The 25,157-nt window shown below is 64.9% G+C and carries 22 protein-coding genes; 14 read left to right on the top strand and 8 right to left on the bottom strand.

All coding sequences use genetic code 11. From position 1 onward, the window contains the following. Nucleotides 1–2 precede the first annotated feature (2 nt). Nucleotides 3–731: a class I SAM-dependent methyltransferase gene (locus tag ACYVKQ_RS08710; RefSeq protein WP_460577676.1), complete on the bottom strand. Its 729-nt coding sequence runs from the start codon at nucleotides 729–731 to the stop codon at nucleotides 3–5. 21 nt (nucleotides 732–752) lie between these two features. Beyond that, nucleotides 753–1,202: a DMT family transporter gene (locus ACYVKQ_RS08705; protein WP_460577674.1), complete on the bottom strand. Its 450-nt coding sequence runs from the start codon at nucleotides 1,200–1,202 to the stop codon at nucleotides 753–755. 94 nt (nucleotides 1,203–1,296) lie between these two features. Between ACYVKQ_RS08705 and ACYVKQ_RS08700 the strand changes: the two genes are divergently transcribed. Both ACYVKQ_RS08700 and ACYVKQ_RS08695 read left to right on the top strand, forming a co-directional pair. Continuing rightward, complete coding sequence (locus ACYVKQ_RS08700; RefSeq protein WP_460577672.1) at nucleotides 1,297–1,476, top strand: DUF2256 domain-containing protein; 180 nt, start codon at nucleotides 1,297–1,299, stop codon at nucleotides 1,474–1,476. 79 nt (nucleotides 1,477–1,555) lie between these two features. Continuing rightward, the gene (locus ACYVKQ_RS08695; protein ID WP_460577670.1) at nucleotides 1,556–1,954 is read left to right on the top strand and encodes a hypothetical protein; all 399 of its coding nucleotides are present in this window, start codon (nucleotides 1,556–1,558) and stop codon (nucleotides 1,952–1,954) included. 134 nt (nucleotides 1,955–2,088) lie between these two features. On the opposite strand, the gene ACYVKQ_RS08690 is transcribed toward ACYVKQ_RS08695, so the two are convergent. Beyond that, the gene (locus tag ACYVKQ_RS08690) at nucleotides 2,089–2,685 is read right to left on the bottom strand and encodes a glutathione peroxidase (protein WP_460577668.1); all 597 of its coding nucleotides are present in this window, start codon (nucleotides 2,683–2,685) and stop codon (nucleotides 2,089–2,091) included. A 305-nt stretch (nucleotides 2,686–2,990) separates the two neighbouring features. After that, a complete protein-coding gene (locus ACYVKQ_RS08685) occupies nucleotides 2,991–4,862 on the bottom strand; it encodes a CHRD domain-containing protein (protein WP_460577667.1) in 1,872 nt (623 codons plus the stop codon). Nucleotides 4,863–5,063: 201 nt separating this feature from the next. Between ACYVKQ_RS08685 and ACYVKQ_RS08680 the strand changes: the two genes are divergently transcribed. Both ACYVKQ_RS08680 and ACYVKQ_RS08675 read left to right on the top strand, forming a co-directional pair. Then, entirely contained in the window at nucleotides 5,064–5,540 is a 477-nt protein-coding gene (locus ACYVKQ_RS08680) for a nucleoside deaminase (RefSeq protein ID WP_460577664.1), read from the top strand. Nucleotides 5,541–5,626: 86 nt separating this feature from the next. Continuing rightward, nucleotides 5,627–6,691, top strand: coding sequence for a hypothetical protein (locus ACYVKQ_RS08675; RefSeq protein WP_460577662.1), 1,065 nt, complete (start codon nucleotides 5,627–5,629; stop codon nucleotides 6,689–6,691). A gap of 85 nt (nucleotides 6,692–6,776) precedes the next feature. On the opposite strand, the gene ffh is transcribed toward ACYVKQ_RS08675, so the two are convergent. Further along, entirely contained in the window at nucleotides 6,777–8,117 is a 1,341-nt protein-coding gene (gene ffh, locus ACYVKQ_RS08670) for a signal recognition particle protein (protein ID WP_460577660.1), read from the bottom strand. 167 nt (nucleotides 8,118–8,284) lie between these two features. Between ffh and ACYVKQ_RS08665 the strand changes: the two genes are divergently transcribed. After that, nucleotides 8,285–9,589 (top strand): glycosyltransferase family 4 protein, encoded by a 1,305-nt coding sequence (locus ACYVKQ_RS08665; protein ID WP_460577658.1) that lies wholly within the window; start codon nucleotides 8,285–8,287, stop codon nucleotides 9,587–9,589. A gap of 43 nt (nucleotides 9,590–9,632) precedes the next feature. Here the strand turns inward: ACYVKQ_RS08665 and ACYVKQ_RS08660 are convergent, their stop codons facing one another. Then, nucleotides 9,633–11,507: a hypothetical protein gene (locus tag ACYVKQ_RS08660; RefSeq protein ID WP_460577657.1), complete on the bottom strand. Its 1,875-nt coding sequence runs from the start codon at nucleotides 11,505–11,507 to the stop codon at nucleotides 9,633–9,635. Between the two features lie 201 nt (nucleotides 11,508–11,708). On the opposite strand from ACYVKQ_RS08660, the gene pseB reads away from it, so the two are divergent. Continuing rightward, on the top strand, nucleotides 11,709–12,728 hold the full coding sequence (gene pseB / locus ACYVKQ_RS08655) for a UDP-N-acetylglucosamine 4,6-dehydratase (inverting) (protein WP_460577655.1): 1,020 nt from the start codon (nucleotides 11,709–11,711) through the stop codon (nucleotides 12,726–12,728). Between the two features lie 145 nt (nucleotides 12,729–12,873). Here the strand turns inward: pseB and ACYVKQ_RS08650 are convergent, their stop codons facing one another. After that, a complete protein-coding gene (locus ACYVKQ_RS08650) occupies nucleotides 12,874–14,781 on the bottom strand; it encodes a PKD domain-containing protein (protein ID WP_460577653.1) in 1,908 nt (635 codons plus the stop codon). 106 nt (nucleotides 14,782–14,887) lie between these two features. Between ACYVKQ_RS08650 and pseC the strand changes: the two genes are divergently transcribed. Both pseC and ACYVKQ_RS08640 read left to right on the top strand, forming a co-directional pair. Beyond that, entirely contained in the window at nucleotides 14,888–16,060 is a 1,173-nt protein-coding gene (pseC, locus tag ACYVKQ_RS08645) for a PLP-dependent aminotransferase family protein (RefSeq protein WP_460577651.1), read from the top strand. After that, on the top strand, nucleotides 16,057–16,941 hold the full coding sequence (locus ACYVKQ_RS08640; protein WP_460577649.1) for an aldo/keto reductase: 885 nt from the start codon (nucleotides 16,057–16,059) through the stop codon (nucleotides 16,939–16,941). The genes pseC and ACYVKQ_RS08640 overlap by 4 nt, the downstream gene beginning before the upstream one ends. Nucleotides 16,942–16,973: 32 nt before the next feature. On the opposite strand, the gene ACYVKQ_RS08635 is transcribed toward ACYVKQ_RS08640, so the two are convergent. Then, nucleotides 16,974–18,914 carry a T9SS type B sorting domain-containing protein gene (locus tag ACYVKQ_RS08635; protein WP_460577647.1) on the bottom strand — a complete coding sequence of 647 codons (1,941 nt, stop codon included), beginning with the start codon at nucleotides 18,912–18,914 and terminating at the stop codon, nucleotides 16,974–16,976. Between the two features lie 305 nt (nucleotides 18,915–19,219). Here ACYVKQ_RS08635 and ACYVKQ_RS08630 point away from each other — a divergent pair, with 305 nt between their 5' ends. The 6 genes from ACYVKQ_RS08630 (at nucleotide 19,220) to ACYVKQ_RS08605 (ending at nucleotide 25,148) form a co-directional block, all read left to right on the top strand. Then, nucleotides 19,220–20,011, top strand: coding sequence for a Rossmann-fold NAD(P)-binding domain-containing protein (locus ACYVKQ_RS08630; RefSeq protein WP_460577645.1), 792 nt, complete (start codon nucleotides 19,220–19,222; stop codon nucleotides 20,009–20,011). Continuing rightward, complete coding sequence (locus ACYVKQ_RS08625; RefSeq protein ID WP_460577643.1) at nucleotides 19,996–20,748, top strand: cytidylyltransferase domain-containing protein; 753 nt, start codon at nucleotides 19,996–19,998, stop codon at nucleotides 20,746–20,748. Before ACYVKQ_RS08630 ends, ACYVKQ_RS08625 begins: the two co-directional genes overlap by 16 nt. A gap of 23 nt (nucleotides 20,749–20,771) precedes the next feature. Next, a complete protein-coding gene (gene pseG, locus ACYVKQ_RS08620) occupies nucleotides 20,772–22,310 on the top strand; it encodes a UDP-2,4-diacetamido-2,4,6-trideoxy-beta-L-altropyranose hydrolase (protein ID WP_460577641.1) in 1,539 nt (512 codons plus the stop codon). 10 nt (nucleotides 22,311–22,320) lie between these two features. After that, entirely contained in the window at nucleotides 22,321–23,370 is a 1,050-nt protein-coding gene (pseI, locus tag ACYVKQ_RS08615; RefSeq protein WP_460577637.1) for a pseudaminic acid synthase, read from the top strand. Between the two features lie 139 nt (nucleotides 23,371–23,509). Beyond that, nucleotides 23,510–24,448: an acyltransferase gene (locus ACYVKQ_RS08610; protein WP_460577633.1), complete on the top strand. Its 939-nt coding sequence runs from the start codon at nucleotides 23,510–23,512 to the stop codon at nucleotides 24,446–24,448. Beyond that, nucleotides 24,438–25,148: a PIG-L deacetylase family protein gene (locus tag ACYVKQ_RS08605; protein ID WP_460577629.1), complete on the top strand. Its 711-nt coding sequence runs from the start codon at nucleotides 24,438–24,440 to the stop codon at nucleotides 25,146–25,148. Before ACYVKQ_RS08610 ends, ACYVKQ_RS08605 begins: the two co-directional genes overlap by 11 nt. Nucleotides 25,149–25,157: the final 9 nt, after the last annotated feature.

Raw genomic sequence — 25,157 nt, 5'->3', positions numbered from 1 at the left:
GTTTAGCGGCGCGTGAGGCGCACCAGAAACTGCTGCTGGTCGTCTTCGTCCACGAACTCCACCTCGTAGCCGGCCGCTTCGGCGTAATCCTGCACGATGGTGGGGTCGGCAAACAGCCAGTGGAACGTGGGCCCGGTTTGTTCCCGGTAGCTCATTTGGTATTCCACTTCGCCGTAGTAGGGTGCGTTCAGGTCGAACACCAGCGCCCCATCCTCGTCCTCGTAGAGGTAGCTGATGTCGGAGCTGGTAGCCAGAATCTGCCCGCCGGGCGTAAGCAGCGGGTGGGCCAGGGCCAGAAACTTCTCCAGCCCTTCGAGGGTGCCCACCAGGCCCAGGCCGTTCATGAGCATCAGAACGGTGTCGTAGCGTTCTTCGGGGGCGCGCACGGCCAGCTCAAACACGTCGTGGCAGGCCACCTCGCGCACGCCGCGCTGCTGCATCACCTGCACGGCGCCCACCGAAGCGTCGATGGCCTTGACCTGGAAGCCGCGGTTTTGCAGCTCCAGGGCGTGGGCACCGGCGCCGGCCCCGAGGTCGAGCACGCGGCCCCGGCACTCATCAAGGGCCGTACGCTCCAGTTCGGGCATCTCCCAGAGCGTGCGGAAGAAATACTTGGCGGGCAGGGGCTCGTCCTCGGCCACGTTGCTGTGCACGGTGATGGTGGCCGCCGAAGCGCCGCCCACGAAATCGAGGAGCGCGGCGCCGATGGGGTCGAAAGTAGCAGAAGCCATAGCTGGCAGGTCAGGGGCAAATTAGAAACGGCGAATCAGTACTACGCCGATGAGCAGCAAAAGTACGCCCGCCACCCGGCCCGGTGAGAGGCGCTGCATGGGCAGCCCGAACAGGCCGAAATGGTCGAACAGCACCGACAGCAGCAGCTGCCCGGCAATGAGCAAGCCGAAGGTCAGGGCCACGCCCAACCGGGGCGTGAGGATGGTGACCGACCCGACGTAAAAAGCGCCGATTACGCCGCCCAGCCACACCGTCGGCGACTGGGTGCGGGCTGCTTCGGCCAAGCCGGTCAGGCGCATGCCGGCGGCCACGGCAATGAGCAGCAGCGTGAGGGTACCAATGGCGAAAGAGGCCAGCGCGGCCACCACGGGGCCATCGGCAGCGCGGGCCAGGCGGGTGTTCAGCGCGGCCTGCACGGGCAGCAGCGCCCCCATGCTGACGGCCAGCAGCATCAACAGTAAACGATTCATGAAGGGCGGGGAGACGGAAAAAACGCGGCAAGTTAGCCACAACTTCTGGCCCGGCGGGCGAGTTAACGTCACGAACGCCTTTCTTCCCCGCCCCATGGCCGCTTCTTCGCCCGCTCCGCGCTACACCAAAGCTACTCTGCCCACCAAGCTGTGCGCTACCTGCGGCCGGCCATTCGCCTGGCGCCGGAAATGGGCCCGCTGCTGGGATGAGGTAAAGTACTGCGGCGAAAAGTGCCAGCGCCAGCGCCCCAAGCAGCCCGCCGCGTCCCGCTGAAGTCACGCCAGCAGGTCGGGGCTCCTTGTATCCTTCGCCCGTTGGCTTGCGTTGAGCATGCATTACTCTTTCCGTCATCATGGCCTCCAACCTCGACTACCTCGACCCCAACCTACTCCCGCTGGAGGAGAAAGTAAACGCCTACCTCGCCGCCGAAGAAGAACTGCGCCAAGCCGAGGTGGATGCCCGCACGCTGCAGGCCACGCACACCGGCCCGGCACCGGCCGACATGGGCGCCGGCTTTGCGCAGCGCGCCGCCACGGGCAGCTTCGATCAATCATCCGATGAGGTGCAGCTGCACCAGCAAAACCTGCACACCACGCTGGCGGAGCTGCGCCAGGACATCCTGAACCTGCTGCCCACCCGCGACGAATGGGTCAAGGTGAACCTGGGCTACGGCCCCAGCCGCGTCGGCGCCTTCCGCGACGCTAACGCGACTGGCCCCGAGCCGAGCTATATCATTCGCGTGGTGCACTAAAAGCCGGGCTGCCGATTGGCCAGTGCGGCCATGCAGGGCCTGCAGCCGTCCGCAACCGCTGCGGACGGCTGCTTAGGTATTACCACAGCCTTGGCCGGCGTAGCGGTACCTCCGATGATTTTCTGTACCGCCGCTTATTTGGCGGAGCGCAGGTTTTGCGTCACTTCGTCGCTGAGCGGCGACACGGCCGGACCAAAGTAGTGCGTCAGGCGGCCATCGGCGCTGATAAGGTATTTGGCAAAATTCCAGTCCGGAGCCTGCTCGTTCCACCCGTTGCGCTTCGCGTCGCTAAGCCAGCGGTACACCGGGTGCTGCTCGCCCTGCTTCACCACCACGCTTTTCTTCATCAGCGGAAACGACACGCCGAAATTGACTTGGCAAAACTGCTGAATGGCGTGGTCGTCGGCCTTTTCCTGCTCGGCAAAGTCGTTGGCCGGGAAGCCCAGCACCACGAGTTGATCGGCAAACCGCTCCGAGAGTTGCTGGAGCTCCTCGTACTGGTTGGTGTAGCCGCAGTTCGAGGCCGTGTTGACCAGCAGCACCTGCTTGCCCTTTAGGTCGGCGAAGGAAAACGGCTTCCCGTTGTTGAGTTGGCTGCCCAGCTCGTAAAAAGGCACGGGCGCGGCAACGCGCTGCTTGTTTTCCAGCACCTTGCCCTTGCCGCCCGACTTGGAAAGGCGCATAATCAGCGGATACAAGGACTTAAGCAGCTTTTGGCGGATGGTGGCCATTGATGAAGATGATTGAGAAGGTGGAAGGCGCGCCATTGGTCTTTTTCTGGCGTGCCCGCCTGTAGTAAGCGGATTCGCCCTAAAAGGTTAGAGAGCTTCTTTGTCCGCACACCTTAGCTCTCTGGGCTGCCGCAAACGCTGTGCAGCAGTAGCGATAAACGTGTCAGGCAGGTTGCTGTTTCGACCAAAAACGCCTCTGCCGGCGCATGTACAACGGTTAATTGCAGCGTATCACCTTAATTATCAGCAATAAAAAAAGGGCAGCTAACAGCCGCCCTCTTTTCCACAACCAAAACACCTAAAAACTATTCTTTCGCAAATTTAGTGACAATCTTCGTGCCAGAAACATTTATTGTAACAAAATATACTCCGGCCTTCAGATTGCTAACATCAAGAGTCGAACTATTGGCTCCCGGTTGCATGCGCAGCGTTTGCGAAAGAATCTGGCGGCCCAACACATCGGCTATCTGAATAGTGCCCGCAGCAGCCACTCTACTTTCAACACGCAGGTTTAGAGCATGTTGCGCTGGATTAGGAAAGACTCGAAACGACTCGGCCACCACCGCCGCTGGCTGCGTGGCCAACACCCGGCTTAGGTTGCGGGCACCACGGAATACCTGCCCCCGAATTTCGCCGCCGGGGTTGGCGGCCGTGTGCAGATTCACGTACATGCTGTCGCGGCGGAACTGCAGGGAGCGGCGCAGGGTAAAGGGCTGGCTGGCGGTGCTGGTCCAAGTGCCTTCGGCAGCGAAGGGGTTGGTGGTATTGTTGAAGAACGGCGGCAGGTTGAAAGCCACTGGTCCAGCCTGCCCAAGCAGGCCCGTATGGAAGTGGCCCGTGGTGGTCGGCCCGCTCAGGCCGCCCCAGACCATGGAAAAGTGCGCGTTGGTCTGGTCGCGGTCGATGGAAACGTAGCCCGCCCCGTAACCCTGGGTAGCCACTGGGGTTGGTGCCTCCTGCAACCCGTTCAGCGCGAAGGTGTAGCCTTCGCGGGCCAGGCGGTACACCTGCCCGCGCACCTCGCCGTTGGGGTTGGTCGCCGTGGTCAGCACGATGTTGACGCCCCCCGTCAGGAAAAGGTTGACTCCGGCTGCACTCAAGCCCGTGAGAACCAAACCGAAGCTGTTGGCGGTACCGGCCGGAATAGCTACCGTGGACAGCTGCGCGGCTGCGGTATTGGCAACGCCGGCGTCGGCGGCAAACAGCCGGATGTTGGTGGGCGGCCCGGTCAGATCGGTATGGGAAATGCTCAGCCGCAGCGTATCGAGTGTGGTATTCAGCCGCAGCACCGCCACCGCCTTGCCCGTGGTCGTCACGGCCGGCACCATCTGGCTGCCATCCAGGCGAGCGTCGTGGGCGAGGGCGCGCACCGTCGGCAGCACCTGCCCGCGAATTTCCCCGCCGGGGTTGGCGGCCGTATGGATGTTGACGTAAATCTGCCCGGCGGTAAGTGCCGTCAGGAAAGCCGCCGTGGGCGTGATTTCGCCCTCGATAAGGTTGCCGGTGCGGAAGGGCGCTAAATCGACAATGACCGGCCCGGCCACTCCGACAGCCCCGGTGTGGAAGTGCGCCAGCGTGGCAGGTCCGCTCAGGCCCGAGAAGACAATCCGAAACTTAAGCTTGGTTTGATCCTGGCTCAGGTTGAACGTGCCCAGCCCCGTGGCCGAGGTAATAACGGGCGGTACCTCCTGCCCGCCCGAAAGCGTGGCGCTGTACTCCCCGTCCGTTTCCACTTCGATCTGCCCCCGGATTTCGCCGGCCGGGTTAGCGGCCGTGTGCACGTTGATGTAGTACTCCCCGCGCAGGTATTTGCTGAGCTTGGCGCGGTCGATGTCGGCCCCGGTCAGGAAGCCTTGCATGCGGTTGCCGCGCACGAACTGCAGCAAGTTGGTAACGACGGGCCCGACCACGCCGCGGGCGCCGTCGTGCACGTGGGCCTGGGTGACGGGGCCGCTCAGGCCGTTGAAGGCGGCGGTAATAAACAGGGTGTCCCGGTTGGCGTTCAGCGTGAAGCTGGCCACGCCGCGGGCGGCCGTGGTCACCACGGGCACTTCCTGGGCGCCGGTAAGCTGCGCGCCCAGCAGCAGGTGCGGGCGCAGGTGGTCGGCGTGGGCACTCAGGCTCCACAGCAGCAGCGCGGGCAACCAGCGCAGGTAGCGGGTAGAAAGTTTGAGCATCGCAGTAGCAGGGTTTGGTTGGAAGATGAAGGCGTTATGTTGGCTGTGGCGCACTGGCTTTGCGGACAGAAAGTGTTCTGGTCCGTTGGTGTTTCGCAAAACCCAACCTGATCCGGGCCCAGTGCATTCATGCACTCGGAGCCCCGGCACTGATGGTTGCCCGCCGGCGCCGTATTTTTACCGGCTCATTCCCGTATTGCTATGGATTCTCCCAACCCCGATTTCATGCGCGAGGCCATTCGCCTCTCCGTCGAGAAAATGCAGGCCGGCCACGGCGGCCCGTTTGGTGCCGTCGTCGTCAAAGACGGCCGCATCATTGCCCGCGGCTTCAACCAGGTCACCAGCACCAACGACCCGACCTGCCACGCCGAAGTTGATGCCATTCGCAAAGCCTGCAAAGAGCTCGGCACCTTCCAGCTCGACGGCTGCGACCTGTACACCTCCTGCGAGCCGTGCCCGATGTGCCTGGGCGCCATCTACTGGGCCCGCCCGCGCCGCGTGTTCTACGGCAACACCAAGCAGGACGCGGCCGCCATCGGTTTCGACGACCAGTTCATCTACGACGAAATCGAGAAGCCCCTCCCCGACCGCGGCATTCCCATGGAACAGCTCCTGCGCGACGAAGCGCTGGCCGGCTTCCGTGCCTGGGAGCAGCACGAGGGCAAGACGGAGTATTAATACGTATCGGCCCCGAATCCAGCAGGATTCGGAGCTTTTCTTTGGCCTGGGCCCCACCAGCCAGCGCCCCGCTGTACTTTCCCCTTATGCAAGCCGCCACTCCCTCCGCTCATTTGACGCCGCTGGAACAAGAAATACATGCGGCGTTGGCTGAGCCCAATCCTGTGCTGGCCAACCTCAAAATCACCCGTTGCCATTACTTGCTGTCCGAGGCACTACAGCGGGTGTTGGGTGCCGAGGCCGGGGCCAATTTTCACTCTTGGGCCGTGTGGGGTTCGCGTAAGGCCGGAGTCACCATTCGGCAGGAAGACCTAGACCAAGCCCGGCGCGACGGCACCATAGTGGGCGGCATCGTGGGGGCAGTCGTTGGGCTGAGCTGCGGCTGGCTCATGGGGTTCCCTATGCTGGCACTGCCGGCCGGCGCACTGCTTGGGCTTGCTTGCGGGGCTGGCGTCGGGCGCCTGATCATCCGCCGCAGCCGGCGGGTATCGGCTCAGCTGATTCTGGCAGGCAACCGCACGGTGTTGGAGGATATCGGCTTGCAGACGGCCCGGTTTGTGGCTCGCTTTTCCAGCCCCGATACGCTCACTACTGCGGCCGAGAACGATTTTTTAGCTCACCTTCGGTCGGGGTCAGCTGAGAAAGGTGGCCAGGAACTGCTGCGTCAGGCCTTTTCTCAGTATTTCACGGCCGCGCGTGCCACCGATGTGACCCGCAAGCAGGAGGCTGTCTATCTGGCTAATTGTTTTGCGGTGTGGCACGAGCACGTGCGGCTGGAACCTTACATCCGAGGCGCTATGCCGCTGATCATCCGCCGCTGTGTTACGCAACGGCTGTTGCAGTTTGACATAGGACCGCGCCGCTTGGCAGTGGCCCAAGATGTACCTCTGGTCACGCCCCTACTTCCGCTGTCGGCGGAGCAGGCGCCAGCCATCCGTTTGCTGCGCAGCATCGGTGGGCCGCTCTCAGAACTGGCAACGCCTGCTTTCCGCACAGCCGCGCAGGACTGGACGCGCATACAAGAGCGTATGCGCTACGTGTTCACGCTGTTTCGGGCTTTTCATACCGAGCCGCAGGTGCTTAGCGCGCCCTATCCTCCTCCCCAATTAGCGGCCATTGCTGGCGGGCAATTCCCATTCGGCGCCCTGTAGCCGTTCTCATTCTGTTCTGCGCCTGACACGAAAAGGCCCGGCCGCTGCAAAGCGGCCGGGCCTTTTCGTGTGTGCTTACCGGAGGCTAGCGGCGCATGCCCATCATTTTGGCCATCTGCGCCATGCCGCCCTTGGTCTGGCTCATCTTGTTCATGGTGCGCATCATCTTGCGCATCTCATCGAACTGCTTCATCAGGTTGTTGACCTGCTGAATGCCCTGGCCCGAACCGGCCGCGAGGCGCTTGCGGCGCGAACCGTTGATGATGTCCGGGTTGGCCCGCTCCTGCGGGGTCATGCTCTGGATGATGGCCTCGATGGGCTTGAACGCGTCGTCGTCGATTTCTACGTCCTTCATGGCCTTGCCCATGCCCGGAATCATGCCCACCAGGTCCTTCAGGTTGCCCATCTTCTTGATCTGCTCCAGTTGGGAGAGGAAGTCGTCGAAGTTGAACTGGTTTTTGCGGATCTTCTGGTTGATGCGCTTGGCCTCGTCCTCGTCGAACTGCTGCTGGGCGCGCTCTACCAGCGAAATCACGTCGCCCATGCCCAGGATACGCTGGGCCATGCGGTCGGGGTAGAACAAATCCAGCGCCTCCATCTTCTCGCCCGTCGAGATGAACTTGATGGGCTTCTCGACCACGGCCCGGATCGAGAGGGCCGCGCCGCCGCGGGAGTCGCCGTCGAGCTTGGTGAGCACCACGCCGTCGAAGTTGATGCGCTCATTAAAGGTCTTGGCGGTGTTCACCGCGTCCTGACCCGTCATGGAGTCCACCACGAACAGGGTTTCCGAGGGGTTGATGGCCCGCTTCACCTGCTCGATTTCCTGCATCATCTGCTCATCCACGGCCAAACGGCCGGCGGTGTCGATGATGACGACCTTTTTGTTGTTCTGCTTGGCGTGCTGAATGGCGTTCTGGGCAATCTGCACGGGGTTTTTATTCTCCACTTCGGAGTACACCTCCACGCCGATCTGCTCGCCAAGCACCTTCAGCTGGTCGATGGCGGCCGGGCGGTACACGTCGGCGGCCACCAGCAGCACGGTACGGTTCTGCTTCTTGATAAAGGAAGCCAGCTTGCCGGCAAACGTGGTCTTGCCCGAGCCCTGCAGGCCCGAGAGCAGCACCACGGCCGGGTCGCCCTTGATCTGGATGTCCTTTTTCTCGCCGCCCATGAGCTCGGTGAGCTCATCGTAAACGATTTTGACCATGAGCTGGCCCGGCGACACGGCCGTGAGCACCTCGCGGCCCATGGCCTCGTCCTTGATCTTGTCGGTGACTTCCTTCGCCACCTTGTAGTTCACGTCGGCGTCCACCAGCGCGCGGCGGATTTCCTTTACAGTCGAGGCGACGTTGATTTCGGTGATGCTGCCCTGGCCTTTGAGGGTCTTAAAGGCGCGGTCGAGCTTGGTAGATAAATTATCAAACATGGGTTGGGCGTAGCAAAAGAATGCTTCGGACGAAGGAAGAAGGGCGGGCGGCAAAGCCACACCGCGGGGCGGGGCCGGAGCACCAAGCACAAAAATAGCCACAAAACCATGAAAGCCGGTTTCGTGGTTTACTTTCGCCCTCCCATAACATCAAAAACCGCCCTGCCGTGCCCGCGCCGCTTCGTTTGCTGGTCATTACCTACTACTGGCCTCCTTCGGGCGGGGCCGGGGTGCAGCGCTGCCTGAAGTGGGTGAAGCACCTGCCCGCGCTGGGCGTGGAGCCGACGGTCATCACCGTCGATTCGGCGCAGGCGGCCTATCCGGTGCTGGATTACTCCCTGGAAGCCGATGTACCCCCGGGCGTACGGGTGCTGCGCACGGCCACGCTGGAGCCGTTCGGAGCGTACCAAAAGCTCACGAACCGCCCGATTCCGCACGGCGGCTTCGCCAACGAGGGCCGCCCCTCCATGGCGCAGCGCGTGGCGCGCTTCGTGCGCGGCAACGTCTTTCTGCCCGACCCGCGCCGGGGCTGGAACCGCTTCGTGCTCCGGCAGGTGGAGGCGCTCGTGGCCCAGGGCGAGCAGTTCGACGCGGTACTGACTTCCTCGCCGCCGCACTCCACCCAGCTCATCGGCCTGGCCCTGAAGCGGCGCTACGGCTGGCGCTGGCTGGCCGACCTGCGCGACCCGTGGACCGACATCTACTACACCCAGACGCTGATGCGCACGGCCCCGGCCCGCTGGCTGGACGCGCGCTACGAGCGGCAGGTGCTGCAGGCCGCCGACGCGGTCATCACCACCAGCCCCGACACGCGCCGCCTGCTGCTGGGCAAGGCCTCGGGCCTGCATTCGGACAAGTTTGAGGTGCTGCCCAACGGCTACGACGAGGCCGATTTTCAGCATCCCTCCACCCCACCGGCCGATGCCTTGCTCCTGACCTACGTGGGCACCATCACCGCACAATACCACATCGGGCCGTTTTTGGCGGAAGTAGCCGCCTGTGCCGCGCGCCACCCCGACGTGCCGCTGCGCCTGCGCTTCGTGGGGCGGGTGGCCAAGGAAGTGGAGCGGCAGCTGGCCGACGCGGACCTGCTGGCGCGCACCGAGCTGGTGGAGTTCGTGCCGCACGACCAAGCGGTGCAGTACATGCTGCGCAGCACTGTGCTGCTGCTGGCCATTCCCGACGTGGCCCACAACCGCGGCATTCTGCCGGGCAAGGTGTTCGAGTATTTGGCGGCCAACAAGCCCATCATCTGCATCGGCCCCGAGGGGGCCGACGCGGCCCACATCCTGGAAGAAAGCCACGCGGGCCAGAACTTCAGCTACGAGGACCGCCCGGCCATGCAGGAACACTTGGAGCAGCTGGTAGCCAGCTGGCAGCAAAACCCAAACCTGGATTTGCCGGCCTTCAGCCGCGGGCGCTACTCCCGCCGCGCCCTTACGCAGCGGCTGCTTGAGCTGATTCGGCGGTAGAGTTGGCCCAAAGCCCCGGGCCAGACGCGGGCTAAAGCCCGCGCTACTGCTTCAGCCGGTCCCAGACTTTACGTACCGGCTGGGGCAGCGCATCCAGCAAAGCGGCGCGCAGCTGCCCGACGGCGGAGCGCTTCAGCTGCTGCCCTTGCCACTGGGCCAGTTCGGCGGCCAGTTGTTCGGCCAGGGCTTTGTAGAGCGGGCGTTGGTAGTGGCGCAGGTTGTTGGTCACGTCGGCGCGGGTGCGCACCGTGTCGCGTACGTCCACCACCAGACAGTTCGGCGTCGCGGCGGCGAAGGCGAGCAACGCGGCGTTCATCTGGCGGTGGCGCTCCACGGCGCCGGCCTCGGGCGAGCCGGGCACCTCCACCTCGGCGCCGGTGAGCAGCAGCAGCGGTACGGCGGCGGGCAGCTGCTGGCGCAGCCACTGCAGGTTCTGCCGAAACCGCTCGGGCGTGAGCGGGCCAGCGTAGGTAAACTCCTCGCGAAAGCGGCGCAGCCAGACTTCGTCCATGCCCCGAAACTTGCGCTGGGCGTAGCGCTGGGCCTGCGCGGCAGGGTCGACCTGGGTCAGGTCCTGGTAGCCGCCGAAGGGAATAAGCAGGCCGGTGGCGTTTTCGCGGTACAGGTCCTGGGTATAGTCCATCAGCGGGCTGTACACCACCGCGTCGTAGCCACCCTGCCAGAGCCGGGGCTGGAAGGCTTCGCGGTCCAGAAACGGCAGCGCATCGGCCAGGCGCTGCTGCTCGTCGGGGGGCAGCGTCTGGCTCAGGCGCAGCAGCTCGGTGTGCTCGGTGTGCACCGGTACCTGGTTGTCGTTGACGTAGTTGAAGTCCTCGGTCACGTCCACCTGATAGGTTTGCAGGTAGGACGTGAGCTGGCCCAGGTCGCAGCCGCCCTTGAGCAGGATGCGCAGGCGGGCCTTGCCCTCGGCAATGGAAGCTGCGGGCAGGGCTGCTGCGTCTTCCGCGCTGGTTTCCAGACTGATCCAGTCGGGCGCTTCCGTCGGGCTGAGCGCGGTGGCCACGTCGCCTTGCACATCTAAGCGCGGAAAGCCTAGGTGGGCGTAGGTCCACTGCTCCACGCCCAGGTGCAGGATGCGGCAGCTGAAGGTAAACTGGGTCAGCTCGTTGGTGTTGGTATTCAGGCAGTACACGCCCACCAAGCCGTAGTCACCGAACCGGTCACGTACGCGCACGGTGCCCCAGCGCAGGTGCGGATCGGTGAGGCAGGCTTCCAGCTCCGGCAGCGCCACGCGGCGCTTGGTGTAGTTGAGCTGGTTGGAGCGGTTGATCAGCTCATCGATGCGGGCCAAATCGGGGCGCACGGCTGCGGCCCCTTCGCGTAGCTCCACGCGCACCTGGGCGTCGCGCAGGAAAGCGAGGTTGTCGCCTTCGTATTCGGCGCGGGCCTGCTGCTGCCGCTCCAGCAGCCGGTACTGCTCCAGGCGGGCGTAGGTCGGGTCGGGCTTGCCCAGCGCCAGCAACTGCGGGGCGAGGCGGGGCAGGTCGGCGGGGTCGGCCACCTGCAGCCGGGGGTTGTAGTGCAGGGCCTCGGCCCGGTTCATGGGGTTGTCGTCGAGAAAAAGCGCGTTCGGAGCGCGTAGCTGCATATCGTCGAGCAGCTGCCGGATGATGGGGCCCTTCGGCTGCCAGCTCACCCGCAGAAACACGAACAGGTCGCGCACGCCCAACTCGGCGAGCTTGGCTTCGGCCGGCGCCAGGTCGTTTTTGCTTACCACGGTGTGGATGATGCCCCGCGCGGCCGTGGCGCGCACCAGCGCCACGTTGTCGGCAATGGCCTCGATGTCGCCCTCGGAAAGCGTGCCCCGCCAGAACGTATCGTCCAGGTCCCAGATGATGAGCTTGACGGGATTGTCCGTTGACAGGTGGAAGGTGGCAGTTGTCAGGTCGGGCGCCATGGGAAGTAATCGGTAGACAGTTGTCGGTTGTCCATTTCCGCGGTCAGGGGCCCGAACGCCGTTATCGACTTCATCCCTACTGACAACGCGCAACCGGCAACTGGCAACTGATAGACCGCAAAACTACGCAAACCCCGCCCCGATTGCCTACTTTTGCGCCCTTGCCGCCACCCACCCGGGCGGCTGGCTTTTATTTTACGCATGGCCCTCGACCTCAACCATAAATCCATCCTGGTAACCGGCGGCACCGGTTCGTTTGGCAAGCAGTTCGTGCAAACGGTGCTCGACCAATTCCCGCAGATCAAGCGCCTCGTCGTGTTTTCGCGCGATGAGTTGAAGCAGTACGAAATGGCCCAGCACTTCCCCACGGAGAAGTACCCGGCCATGCGCTACTTCATCGGCGACGTGCGCGACCCGGAGCGCATGAAGCGCGCCTGCGAAGGCATCGACATCATCGTGCACGCCGCGGCCCTGAAGCAGGTGCCCGCCGCCGAGTACAACCCGATGGAGTGCATCAAGACCAACATCTTCGGGGCCGAAAACGTGATTAATGCTGCCCTGGACTGCGGCGTGCAGGACGTGGTGGCCCTGAGCACCGACAAGGCGGCGGCGCCCATCAACCTGTACGGGGCCACCAAGCTCTGCTCCGACAAGCTCTTCGTGGCGGCCAACAACATGAAAGGCTCGCGTGATTTGCGCTTCTCGGTGGTGCGCTACGGCAACGTTATCGGCTCGCGCGGCTCGGTGGTGCCCTTCTTCCTGCAGCAGCGCCACAAGGGCGTGCTGCCCATCACCCACCCCGACATGACGCGCTTCAACATCTCCCTGGAGGAGGGCGTCGACCTGGTGCTGTACGCGCTGGAGCACTCCTGGGGCGGCGAGATATTCGTGCCGAAGATTCCTTCCTACAAAATCACGGAGCTGGCCACGGCCATTGCCCCGGAGTGCCGGCAGGAAATCGTGGGCATCCGCCCGGGCGAGAAGCTGCACGAGGAAATGATTACCGAAACCGATGCGCTGAGCACCGTGGAGCTGGACCGCTACTACGTGATTCTGCCGGCCACCCCGCCGTGGAGCATCGACAAATTCATCGCCCACTTCGGCGGCCGCCGCGTGCCGCTGGGCTTTCATTACGACTCGGCCAACAACACCGAGTGGCTGAGCGCCGAGCAACTGCGCGAGGAAATCCGCGTGCACGTCGACGCCGATTTTCAGGTGTAAGCCTGAGCAGCAAACATGAAAAAGCCCCGCCGTACTGGCGGGGCTTTTTTGATGGCACCCGGGCTCAGCGCACCACTTCCACCCAGCCCTTGCGCAATTGGCCGGTCCGGCGGTGCGTCAGCTCATAGTAGTACAGGCCGGCGGGCTAGTCGTTGCGGTACGCATCGGCCTCGAACACCACGCGGCCCCAGCGGCTGAAGAAGCGGCCGCGCCAGTCGGCCGCGTTCAAGCCTTTCAGCCGGAAATAATCGTTCTGGCCGTCGGCATTCGGCGTGATGATGTTGGGCAGGTCCGCGCACTCTTCCGGCGCAACGACCACTTCGTCGGTGGCCGAGCAGCCCGCGGCATTGGTCACCGTGACCCAGTACCGACCGGCCTCCCCCACCGTGTGCTGGGCGCTGGTGCTGCCATCGTGCCAGCGGTAGGTGCTGCCGGCGGGCTGCGCGCCGGGGCTCAGCACCCGGGTTTCGCCGTAACAAAGGGCCTGGTTGGCCCCCAGGTCGACGCGGGGCCGAGGCCTGACGGTTACCTGGGTAGTAGTGGTGTACTGGGCCCCGCCGCTGCTCGTCACGCGCAGCGTGACGGTGTAGGTGCCCGGCTGCTGGTAGCGGTGCGCGGGGGCCTGGCCCGTAGCCGCGTTTAGCGGGCCCGCCGCCGGGTCGCCAAAATCCCACGCGTAGGCGCTGGCCGTCACGAAAGGGCTGTGCGAGGACGAGAAATGCACCAACTCGCCGGCGCAGATACTGGCGCCGCTGATGTTGCCGGCGCTGCCCGCCGTCACAGGCGGCAGGCCCAGGTCGTTGGGCATCTTGGGCAGGCCCGACCAGCCCTGCGCGCCGGGCACAAACCGCAGCACCGAGTCGCGGAAAGCGGCGTTCTGCCCCAGCGCGTTGGGCCGCTCGAAGCACGATACCCAGCGCGCCGCCACGGTGACGTGGTAGATGCGGCCGTCGGGGCCCAGCTGCAGGTTGTTGCCGAAAGAGCCGGACAGGCCTTTGAACCCGCTCAGGGGCAGCGCCACCGTCGTGTGCGAAGCCGCCACGGCCGCCGGCGTACCGGCCGTCAGGTCGTACTGCCAGACGTGGGCGCTGAGCAGCGTATCCACGTACAGGCGGCTGCCGTCGGGGGAGAATTCGAGGCCGCCGGTGCCCCCAAACCACTGGCTGGGCTTGACGCGGTACCGCACCGAATCGGGGATGATATAGGCCCCGTTTACGCGCCCCGACTGCGCATCGAAGCGCGCCACTTCAATGTACCACATGCGCTGCCCGGTGACGCTACCCCGCTGGTCGAACAACAGGTTAAAGCAGCTGTATGCCAAGGTTCGGCCGTCGGTGGAAGCTTTGATCAACCCGCCCGAAGCGTGGGTTGATAACAACCGGCGCCCCGTGGGGTTGGGCGTCACCACCGGCTGCGCGTGCAGGCCGCGCCGGTCCAGCAGCCAGCTGAGGTAGTGCTGCTGGTCGTTCTTGATTACCAGCCACAGATCCTGGCCGTTGGCGTGGCGCACCGCGGTGATATCAGAGGCCACGTAGCCCACCGGGCTGCCCCAGGGCGCCGCGGCGGGGGCCATGCTCACCAGGCTGTCGCGCCCCACGACCTCGCCCAGGCCGCCTTGCCGGCGCATGTCCACGATGTAATAGGTGAGGTTGGGCGGCACCGACTGAAACGTGGGCGGCGGAATAATCCAGTGCCGGGGCATGAACACGTAATAGCGGCCCGGCCGCCCGGGCTGCGGCACGGCCATCACCTCGTTGCCGAAAATGCTGGGGCCGCCCAGTTGCCCGCCCGCCATTACCTGGAACTGCCGATTCCAGATGGTGTTGCCCTCGGCAATGAACTGCAGCACCCCGGCGCTGTCCGACACGCTGCTGCTGTGGTAGTTCAGCGGGGCCATGCCCCTGGGCAACACCGAAATGGGGTCAGTGAGAAACGTGAAGCCCGCTTCTTTGCCAAAGTACCAGTTGTAGTAGTGCTTCTGGGCCTTGGCCGGCAGCGCCGACGATATAAGCAGCCCGATGACCAGCAGGCCGAAGGCAAATAATTGGCGCATGGTCACTAACCCGAGGAATTACATTGTATAGGCAGCAAGAAAGCAAAGCGTGCCGGTGTTGCATGCAGCGCGTGCAAATAAATCCACCCGTACTTTTGGCTTCACTATGCCAGTCACTCCTCCGTCCCGCCCCATCCCCTACGGCCGTCAGCACATCACCGACGCCGACGTGCAGGCCGTCGTCAGCACGCTGCACTCCGACTTTCTCACGCAGGGCCCCAAAGTGGCCGAGTTTGAGCAGGCGTTTGCCCGCTACATCGGGGTGGAGCATGCCGTGGCGGTGAGCAACGGCACGGCGGCCCTGCACCTGTGCGCCCTGGCGCTGGGCGTGCAGCCCGGGCAGCGCGTCATCACCACGCCCATCACCTTTGCCGCCTCGGCCAACTGCATCCGCTACTGCGGCGGCGAGGTGCACTTCGTGGATATCGACCCGGCCACGGCGCTGATGGACCTCGGGGCGGTGCGCCGCCTGCTCGAAAGCCACCCGCGCGGCTACTTCCACGGCCTGATTCCGGTGGACTTTGCCGGCCTGCCCGTGGACCTGGAAGCGGCCCGGGCGCTGGCCGAAGAATTTGGCCTCTGGCTAATCGAGGATGCCTGCCACGCGCCCGGCGGCTACTTTACCGACGCTGCGGGGCAGCAGCAGCGCTGCGGCAACGGGCAGCTGGCCGAGCTGGCCATCTTCTCGTTTCACCCCGTCAAGCACATTGCCACCGGCGAAGGCGGCATGATCACCACCAACCGCCGCGACCTGTACGAGCAGCTCCTGCTGCTGCGCACCCACGGCATCACCCGCGACCCGGCCCGCCTGACCCTCCCCGACGAAGGCGGCTGGTACTACGAGATGCAGGAGCTGGGCTACAACTACCGCATGCCCGACATGCTCTGCGCCCTGGGCCTGACCCAGCTGGAGCGCGCCGACGAGGGCCTGCAGCGCCGCCGTCAGCTGGCCCGGCAGTACGACGCGGCCTTTGCCGGGGCGCCGGGCATCACCCCGCTGGCCGGAGCCGAGGGCCACGCTTACCACCTCTACGTGATTCAGGTGGAGGACCGTCGTGGGCTCTACGACTTCCTGCGTAGCCGGCAGGTGTACGCGCAGGTGCACTACATCCCGGTGCACACCATGCCCTACTACCAGCAGATGGGCTGGCAGGCCGGGGACTTTCCGCACGCCGAGGCCTACTACGCGCGCTGCCTGAGCCTGCCCATGTTCCCGAGCCTCACCGACGAGGAGCAGCGGTACGTTATCGAGTGCGTACGCGAGTTTGTGGCCCGATGACCGCCGCGGAGTTTCGGCAGAAGCTGGCCCTGGGCACGGCGCAGTTTGGGCTGGCCTACGGCATCAACAACACCCAGGGCCGCCCCGACGACGCGACCGTGGCCGCCGTGCTCGGCGCCGCGCGCAACGCAGGCCTGACCTTGCTGGATACCGCCGCGGCCTACGGCGTCAGCGAAGCCCGGCTGGGCGAGTGGCTAAGCCGAGACCCGCGTTCGTTCGAGGTGGTGACGAAAGTCGCGGCGGCCGAACCCGAGGCCGTGCTGGCCGCCGCGCAAGCCTCCCTGCAGCGGCTGCGGCGGCCGCACGTCTACGGCCTGCTCTTCCACGATTTTGGCGCTGTGCAGCAACAGCCCGCGGCCTGGCAGGGCCTGCGGGCCGCGCGCGCCGCGGGCTTGGCGCAGCGCATCGGCATTTCCCTGTACCATCCCTGGCAGGCCGAGTGGCTGCTGGCCGAAGGCTGGGACGTGGACCTGGTACAGCTGCCCTTCAATGTGCTCGACCAGCGCTTTGCTCCGCTGCTGCCGACCCTGGCCGCGCGCGGTGTGGAGGTGCACGTCCGCTCGGCGTTTCTGCAGGGCCTGCTGTTGCGGCCGCTGGGCACGCTCCCCGCCTACTTTGAGCCGTTGCGCCCCAAGCTGCAGCGCCTGCGGCAGCTGACCGAGGCAGCAGGCATTCCACTAGAAGCCGCCTTGCTACTCTTTGCCGGCACGCCCCCTGCCGTAGCGCGGGTCGTAATCGGGGTGGATACGGCGGAGAACTTGCGGGCTAACGTGGCGGCCGAGCAGTATTTAGCGACGTTCAATGCCCTGCGCCCGGCCCTGCAACTCCTGGCCGAAGCAAACGAAGAACTGCTGCTACCCTACCGCTGGCCGAAAGCGTAGAAGCAGTCGGTTGCGGGAGCCAGCGTGCGGGCTTAACGACGCATTACTTCCACCCAGCCTTTGTATTGCTCACCGGTAGCGGCGTTGCGCAGGAGGTAGTAGTACACACCGGCGGGCTGACCAGCGGCACCCCAGTTGTTGTCGTAGCGGTCAACTTGGTACACCTGCTTGCCCCAGCGGTTGAAGACAGTCAGAGCCCATTGCGACGAGATAAGCCCTTGGAGCACGAAGGTTTGGTTTAGCCGGTCGCCGTCGTCCGGCGTGATGATGTTCGGAATCACGACCGCGCACTTGCTGCCCACCACAATTTCGTCGCGGCTGCTGCAGCCGTCGCGGGTTATGGTTAGGGCGTAGGTGCCAGGAGCCGTCACGCGCAAGGTAGCGGCTGCGGAACCATCCTGCCAGTTGTACCGCGTGCCAGCGGGCGGCGTAGCGACGGGCCGGAGCACCAGCGGCTGTTCAAAGCAGACGGCTGTATCGGCTCCCAGGCTGAACACCGGGGCCACCCCAGGTCGTACTACTACCTCGTCGCGGCTGCTGCAACCGTTGCGGGTTATTTCGAGCGAGTACGCACCCGGCGCGCTGATAGCCAGCGTAGCGCCGGTAGAGCCATCCTGCCAGCGGTAGGTGCTGCCGGCGGGCTGGGCGGCGGTGGGCTGCAGCACTACGAAGCTACCGGGGCACAGCACGGTGTCGCGGCCCAGACTAAAGTTCGGGGGCGCGACCACCGTTACTGTCTGCGTAGCTGAAGCAGTACCGGTATTCGAGGCCCCTTGCAGCGTCACGGTGTAGGTGCCGGGTGCCGAAAATGCGTGCGTGGCGCTCAGCCCGGCAGCCGTGTTGGCGGCCCCGGATGCCGGGTCGCCGAAATTCCACGTGAACACGCCATTGGTAAAACCCGGAGCAACAGCGGTAAAGGCCGTCGGGGCGGGCAGGCAGGCCGCCGCCGCGGTGAAGGACAACGACAGCACTGGCTGGAAATCCAACTGGATGGTGTTGGGCAGGGCGTAGGTCGTGCTGGCGCTACCCAGTGACAGACCATTGAGCCGAAAGCCACAGGCCATGCCCAATTGGTTCGGGAAGTCGATGATGTGCAGGACGCTTACACCGGCCATGTATATTTTGCCGTTGGGCCCGGCCAGCAGCCCCGCCGCGCTCATGCGCGGCGCTGTGCCGATGAGCTGCGCCGACGCGGCTATGGCCATTGGCGAGCCGGCCCGCAGGTTGTACTGCAGCAGCGCTGTCTGGCCGCCGTTGGTGGAGGTGGCGTAAAGCCGGGAGCCGTCGGGCGAAAACTCCACGCCGTAACAGAACCTCAGGGCGCTGATATCGGGCAGCCGCAGGTAATTGGATAACCGCCCCGTAGCTGGATCAAAATCGTACAGATCGAAATCGGCACGCGCCCCGCTGCTCATGGCAATCTGGCGCCCGTCGGGCGACGCCCGTAGCGCTCCGGCGGCGTAGCTAAAGCCGGAAGGCGAAGTAGCGCTCTGCAAGGGTCCCACGATGCTAATCACCGGCAGTGGGGTTATTCCGTTGGCTGACACCCGGAAGCTATAGAATTCATTGGTATCCCAGCCGTGCACCACCAACCAGTAATCTGTGCGGTTGGCGTGGGGCACCACGGTCACCTGTTCGCCAACGAGGCCGGTCTGACTGGGTGTAAGCAGGCGCAAGCCCTTCACGCCCGGCACCACGTCGCCCAAACCTCCTTGCAGGCTCATATCAACCAGCGAATAGCGCAGCCCATTCTGCAACTGGCTTTCCATGGCGTCGACCGTGAAAAGATAATACTGCCCGGTGGTACCCGGCCGGGGCGCATAAGCCATTTGTGAGGCGGAAGTGTGCCCGTTAAGTCCACTGCCGTTGGGCATGATGGCGTGGTTGCGGTTCCAGACTTTCTCACTGTTGGCGTAAAACAGCAGGTTGCCGGCGGCGTCTGAAGGCGACACACAGGCTTCGTAAGTAGACATAGCGCTGCCGCTGAAGGTGGTAGCAGTACCGCCTCTGAATCCCACCGCTGCCCCGTAACCAAAATACCAGTTGTCGTTTTGTCCCTGCGCGGTGGCTGAAAACCAGCCACACATAGCGCAACACACCAGTAACAAGTCGATGCAGGAGTAGCGGCTGCTCATTTACCAAGTCGAATAAGGAATGTTAATCAATCGAATGGGCCCATTTCAGCCGGCAAAATACGCTACCAGAGCACGAACCTTCGTTTTTTCGACACTTTTGCTTCTTCGGGGCGGCCTATTCGCCCGCCCGTGCACCACTCCTCATGCCTTCCCCGTCCTATTCCTCTCTTTTCTCCCTCACCGATCAGTTGGTACTGCTCACCGGCGGCTACGGCTACCTTGGCCAAGCTATTGCGCACGGCCTTGCGGCCTACGGCGCGACTGTAGTGGTGCTCGGCCGAAACGAAGGCGCTTTCCAGGCTGCATTTTCAACGCAGTCGCGCATTCATTTTCAATCCTGCGACGTGGCGCACACCCCCTCCTTACAGGCCGCATTGGCGGCCACGGAGGCGGCGTACGGCCTGCCCGCCGTGCTCATCAACAACGCCTTTTACAGCCGCGGCAGCCGCCCCGATCAGCTCACCGACGAAGAGTTTGCCCTGGGCCTCGATGGCTCGCTGGGTAGCACGTACCGGTGCATCCGCGAAGTGTTGCCCTACCTGCGGCGGCGCGGAGGCGGCAAAATCATCAATGTGGCTTCCATGTACGGGGTAGTCGCCCCGGACTTTTCGGCCTACGAGGCCACACCCCAATTCACCAATCCGCCGCATTACGGCGCGGCCAAGGCCGGCGTGATTCAGCTCACCAAGTACTTTGCCTCCTACCTCGGCCCGGAAAACATTCAGGTCAACTGCGTGACGCCGGGGGCCTTTCCCAGTCCCGCGGTGCAGGCGCAGAGTAGCGAGTTTGTGGCTCAGCTCACGCGCCGCATTCCACTGGGCCGCATCGGCCAACCTGCTGATCTGGCGGGCGCATTCGTATTTCTGGCTTCACGAGCCTCGGATTTCATGACGGGCCACAATTTAGTTGTCGACGGCGGATGGACCATCAAGTAACTGGCAAGAGAGCCTTGCGCATCGGGGCACTGGTTCAGGCCCGCATGGGTTCCACGCGGCTGCCGGGCAAGAGCCTGCTGCCGCTGCCCCTGGGTACGCCTTTCCCGATGCTACAGCACGTGCTGGCCCGCGCCCAACGCGCTTCCCGCCTGCACACGGTGGTACTGGCTACCTCCACGCTGGTTCAGGATGACGCGCTGGCCGCGGCCGGGCTGGCCCTGGGCGTACCCGTCTTTCGCGGCGACGAGGCCGATGTACTCGGCCGCTTCCAGCAGGCCGCTCTGGAGCACCGGCTCGACGTGGTGGTGCGCCTGACCGGCGACAACCCCGCCATCGACCCGTATTACCTCGATGCGGCGGTGCAACAGCACGTGGAGGCGGAGGCCGACTACACGCTGACCACCGGCCTGCCGCTGGGCACCAACCTTGAAATCATCAACGGCCGGGCGCTGGCCCGCGCCGCCGCCGAGGCGCGGCAGCCCGAGGAGCGGGAACACGTGACGCCCTACCTGCGCCGCCACCCCGAGCTGTTTCGGCTGCAGACCCTACCCCTGACGGCCCCCGATGCGCCGGCCGACCTGCGCCTAACCCTGGATTACCCCAGCGACTACGCCCTGCTGCACCTGCTGTTCACGACGCTGCCGCCGGATTTTGGGCTGGCCGAAGTAGGCCAGCTGCTCCGCGCGCAGCCTTGGCTACGGCTTATCAACCACGACAACCAACAGGTAACCGTATGAGTGTTGCTGCTCTTCCCCGCCTTGTGCTCCGCGCCGATGGCAACCCGCGTATCGGGCTGGGCCATGTGATGCGCCTGCTGGCGCTGGCCGACCTGCTGGGGCCGGATTTCCGCCGGGTATTTGTCATCCAGGAGCCCTCCCCAGAGCTGCGCCACACCCTGGCTACCGGCGTAGATGAGGTCGTGGAAATGACGCCGCAACCGGCTGCAGGCGAACCGGCCTGGCTGGCGCAGCATGTATTACAACCTAATGATATTCTGATTCTTGACGGCTACGGCTTCGAGTACAACTATCAGGAGGAAGTACGCCCGCACGTAGCCCGCCTGGTGTGCCTCGACGACCTGCACAGCTTCCCCTCGGCGGCCGACCTGGTCATCAACCCTGCCGGCGGCGTAGCGGCGGCCGACTACGAGCTGCGCCAGCCCGGCGCCCGGCTGCTGAGTGGCCCGGCCTACGCCCCGCTGCGCCCGGCATTCATCGCAGCGGCCGCCGAAGCCAGCGGCCGCCCGGCCGCCCCCACCGATACCGTGCTCATCTGCCTGGGCGGCGCCGACCCGTCGCAGCAAACCCAGCGCGTAGCCGAGGCGCTGCTGGCCCTGGCCCCGGTGCGGCAGGTGCACGCCGTGGTGGGCAGCGCTTACGCCGGCTGGGAAGCCCTGCAGCACTGGGCCGGCGACCAGCCGCGCCTGCTGCTGCACCGCAACCTCGCCGCGGCCGACCTGGTAGCACTGATGCAGCAGTGCGGCGCCGCCGTATGCGCCCCCAGCACCGTCAGCTACGAGTATTGCGCGGCTGGCGGTGGCCTGCTGTTCACGCAGCCCCTGGCCGACAACCAGCGCGGCATCGACCACTTCCTGCGCGAGCAGGGCCTGGCCCTGCCCTACCACTCGGCCACCAACGTGCTGACGTCGCCCGAGGCCGGCCGCGTGGCCGAGCGCCTGCGCCAGGCCCAGCGCCAGCACTTCGATGGCCACACGGCCGAGCGCCTACGCCAGGCCTTTGCTGATTTGGGCATGGCCTCAGCGGCGCCCAAATCAGCCGTGTCTGCCGCGCCCCGTCCCAGCGGCGGCCTCACCGTGCGCCGGGCCACCGACGACGACGCCCGGCTGTACTTCGATTGGGCCAACGACCCGCTCGTGCGCCAGAATGCGGTGCAGACGGAGCCCATCAGTTGGGAAACGCACGTGGGCTGGTTTGGTCGCCGCCTGGCGGATACCGGCGCCTACCTCTACGTGCTGGAGCAGGACGGCACGCCCGTGGGGCAGGTACGCGTGGAGTTCGAGCCCAAGCAGCCCGAAGCCCCCGGCGTCATTGACTACGCCGTGGCGCCGGCCTGGCGCGGGCGCGGCCTGGGGGCCGCGATACTGGAGCAGGCCCTTACCCAACTGCGCCACGAGCGGACCGGCTCCTGGGCTGTGGTGGGCCGGGTAAAGGCGCACAACGTGGCCTCGGCCCGGGTGTTTGAGCGGCTGGGTTTTCAGCGGCAGCCGGCGGAGTGGCTGCACGGTCAGTCCTACGACGTATTTTTGCGGGCGGCTACCCCGTTCGAGTTGGCCGATTGACTTCGCTTTTATGCAGGATATACTCATCGGCGACTACCGCATCGGCGCGGGCCACGCGCCGTTCATCATCGCTGAAATGTCGGGCAACCACGGCCAGTCGCTGGAAAAGGCGCTGGAAATCGTGGATGCCGCGGCCGCCGCGGGCTGCCAGGGCCTGAAGATTCAGACCAGCACCCCGGACATGCTCACCCTGAACAGCCGCGAACCGGACTTCATCGTACGCGGGGCCAATATGGACTGGGAGGGCCAGTCGCTTTACGAGCTGTACACCACCAACTACACGCCCTTCGAGTGGCACGCGGCCATTTTTGCCCGGGCCCAGGAGCACGGCATGGTGGCCTTCAGCTCGCCCTTCGGCCCCGAGGCCATCGACTTCCTGGAATCGGTGGGCTGCCCGGCCTACAAGATTGCCTCCTTCGAAAACAACTGGCCCGAGCTGATTTGCCACGCGGCCCGCACCGGCAAGCCCGTCATCATCAGCACCGGCATGGCCGACCTGGCCGACCTGGAACGCATGGTGCAGGCCGTGCGCGCCGAGGGCAACGAGCAGGTGATTCTGCTCAAGTGCACCAGCACCTATCCGGCCCTGCCCCACAACACCAATCTGGCCACCATTCCGCACCTGCGCCAGATGCTGGGCTGCCACGTGGGCCTTTCCGACCACACCATGGGCACCGGCGTGGCCGTGGCGGCCACGGTGCTCGGCGCGGCTGTCATCGAGAAGCACCTGACCCTGCGCCGCGCCGACGGCGGCCCGGACTCGTCGTTTTCGATGGAGCCCGACGAAATGGCCCGCCTCGTGCAGGAGTGCCGGCAGGCCCAGCAGGCCCTGGGCACGGTGCAGTACGGCCCCACCGAGGCGGAGCTGAAGTCCCTGGCGTTCCGCCGCTCTCTCTACGTGGTGGAGGATGTGGCCGAGGGCGAGGTGCTCACGCGTGAGAACGTGCGCGTCATCCGGCCGGGGCACGGGCTGCCGCCGCACCTGCTGGAGCAGGTGCTGGGCCGCCCGGTGCGTCAGGCCGTGCGCCGCGGCACGGCCCTGCGCTGGGACCTGCTGTAGCGCCGCCCAGGTAGCGCTTGACACAAACCAGCTTGACACAAAAAGAATTTGTGTCAGCTCATTTTGTGTCAGGTGCTGCTTGCTTCACTTCATCCGGGCATCGGTAGCATACCGATGGCATCCTTTAGTTTTACGGATCATGGAAATCCGCAAATTCGAGAACGGCAGCTACATCATTGCCGACCGCATCAGCATCGGGGAGAACTTCCGCATCGGGCCAAACACCACCATCCGGGCCGGGGAGTGCCTCATCGGCGACAACGTGACGCTGGGCGCGGGCAACGCGTTTCTGGTGAGCCAGCGGCTGGAAATCGGCGAGCTGACCGTCTTCGGCAACCAGAACAACGTGACGGCCCGCACCGTGCAGGTCGGCCGCTACGTGTACTGGGACTCGAACGTGGTGGTGGGGCACGGTGGCAAGTTCAGCCCCGACGCGCACCTGACCGTGGGCGGCTACTCCATGATCTGCGCCCGCATCACGCTGAACGTCAACCACCGCATCGACATCGGCGAGTACGTGGGCATCGGCGAGGACGTGGCCGTGTGGACGCATGGCTCTTACCTGCCCATCCTGGAAGGCTTCCCGGCCGATTTCGGGCCGGTGAGCATCGGCAACCGGGTGTGGCTGCCGGCCAAGTCGACGGTGCTGCCCAACCGGCGCATCGGCAACAACGTGGTCATTGGCACCAACTCGCTTATCAACAAGGATTTGCCGGATGGCTGCCTGGCCGGCGGAATCCCGGTGAAGATTCTGCGCGAAAACGTGTACCCCAGCCACGATCCGCAGCGCAACGACCAGCTGGTCGCGCGCGTGCTGGCCGATTACGAGGAGCTGGCCGCCTACAAGCAGCTGGCCGTGGCGCTGCGCTTCGACGCAGAAAGTCAGCGTATCCACTGCAACGAGGTCGTGTTCGACCTCACCACGATGCAGGCCGCCGGCACGTTCGGCGAAGTCGAGGAGGATTTCCGCGACTTCCTGCGCCGCCGGGGCATCAAGTTTTACACCGGCCGCCCCTTCTCCTCGGTGCTGCCCGAGGAATACCGTCGCCTGCTAGCCGTTTCGCCCGATGCCGTTTGATTTTGAAGGCAAGAAAATCCTGGTCGTGGTAGCCCACCCCGACGACGAGCTGCTTGGCCTGGGCGCCACCATTCACCGCTTGGTGCACCGCCACGGCTGCACGGCCCGTGCCGTCATCCTGGGCGAGGGCATCACCTCCCGCGCCACGGTACGCGACCCGGCCCAGTGGGCCGAGGAACTGCGCGTACACCGCAGCAACATCGAGCGGGCCGCCGCAGCCATTGGCTACAGCTCCACCGGCATCTACGACTTTGCCGACAACCGCTTCGATTCGGTGGATCTGCTGGACTTGGTGAAGGTGTTCGAGCAGGAAAAGGAGCAGTTTCAGCCCGACGTCATCTTCACCCACCACGGTGGTGATACCAACATCGACCACCGCCGCACCTTCGAAGCGGTGGTGACGGGCACGCGCCCGCTGCCGGGCGAGCCGATGCGCACCATTCTGGCCTGCGAAACGCCCTCGAGCACCGAGTGGCAGGCGGCCAACTACCCAAATCCGTTTTTGCCGAACGTGTTTCTGGCCGTAACGGAGGAGGACGTGCAGGCCAAAATTGCGGGCATGGAAGCCTACGAGTTCGAAAAGCGCGCCTACCCCCACCCCCGCTCCCCGGAGGCCCTGCGCATCCAGGCCCAGCGCTGGGGCGTGGTCATTGGCCAGCCCTTCGCCGAGGCCTTTATGCTGGTGCGCCACATCGGTTGAGCAGCGCGG

It is taken from the genome of Hymenobacter coalescens, from assembly GCF_054783195.1.
This window is presented reverse-complemented; position numbering and strand designations above follow the sequence as displayed.

Coding starts and splice junctions, on each gene's coding strand:
- ACYVKQ_RS08710 (WP_460577676.1), bottom strand. CDS start 731: ATGGCTTCTGCTACTTTCGACCCCATCGGCGCCGCGCTCCTCGATTTC.
- ACYVKQ_RS08705 (WP_460577674.1), bottom strand. CDS start 1,202: ATGAATCGTTTACTGTTGATGCTGCTGGCCGTCAGCATGGGGGCGCTG.
- ACYVKQ_RS08700 (WP_460577672.1), top strand. CDS start 1,297: ATGGCCGCTTCTTCGCCCGCTCCGCGCTACACCAAAGCTACTCTGCCC.
- ACYVKQ_RS08695 (WP_460577670.1), top strand. CDS start 1,556: ATGGCCTCCAACCTCGACTACCTCGACCCCAACCTACTCCCGCTGGAG.
- ACYVKQ_RS08690 (WP_460577668.1), bottom strand. CDS start 2,685: ATGGCCACCATCCGCCAAAAGCTGCTTAAGTCCTTGTATCCGCTGATT.
- ACYVKQ_RS08685 (WP_460577667.1), bottom strand. CDS start 4,862: ATGCTCAAACTTTCTACCCGCTACCTGCGCTGGTTGCCCGCGCTGCTG.
- ACYVKQ_RS08680 (WP_460577664.1), top strand. CDS start 5,064: ATGGATTCTCCCAACCCCGATTTCATGCGCGAGGCCATTCGCCTCTCC.
- ACYVKQ_RS08675 (WP_460577662.1), top strand. CDS start 5,627: ATGCAAGCCGCCACTCCCTCCGCTCATTTGACGCCGCTGGAACAAGAA.
- ffh (WP_460577660.1), bottom strand. CDS start 8,117: ATGTTTGATAATTTATCTACCAAGCTCGACCGCGCCTTTAAGACCCTC.
- ACYVKQ_RS08660 (WP_460577657.1), bottom strand. CDS start 11,507: ATGGCGCCCGACCTGACAACTGCCACCTTCCACCTGTCAACGGACAAT.
- pseB (WP_460577655.1), top strand. CDS start 11,709: ATGGCCCTCGACCTCAACCATAAATCCATCCTGGTAACCGGCGGCACC.
- ACYVKQ_RS08650 (WP_460577653.1), bottom strand. CDS start 14,781: ATGCGCCAATTATTTGCCTTCGGCCTGCTGGTCATCGGGCTGCTTATA.
- pseC (WP_460577651.1), top strand. CDS start 14,888: ATGCCAGTCACTCCTCCGTCCCGCCCCATCCCCTACGGCCGTCAGCAC.
- ACYVKQ_RS08640 (WP_460577649.1), top strand. CDS start 16,057: ATGACCGCCGCGGAGTTTCGGCAGAAGCTGGCCCTGGGCACGGCGCAG.
- ACYVKQ_RS08635 (WP_460577647.1), bottom strand. CDS start 18,914: ATGTCTACTTACGAAGCCTGTGTGTCGCCTTCAGACGCCGCCGGCAAC.
- ACYVKQ_RS08630 (WP_460577645.1), top strand. CDS start 19,220: ATGCCTTCCCCGTCCTATTCCTCTCTTTTCTCCCTCACCGATCAGTTG.
- ACYVKQ_RS08625 (WP_460577643.1), top strand. CDS start 19,996: ATGGACCATCAAGTAACTGGCAAGAGAGCCTTGCGCATCGGGGCACTG.
- pseI (WP_460577637.1), top strand. CDS start 22,321: ATGCAGGATATACTCATCGGCGACTACCGCATCGGCGCGGGCCACGCG.
- ACYVKQ_RS08610 (WP_460577633.1), top strand. CDS start 23,510: ATGGAAATCCGCAAATTCGAGAACGGCAGCTACATCATTGCCGACCGC.
- ACYVKQ_RS08605 (WP_460577629.1), top strand. CDS start 24,438: ATGCCGTTTGATTTTGAAGGCAAGAAAATCCTGGTCGTGGTAGCCCAC.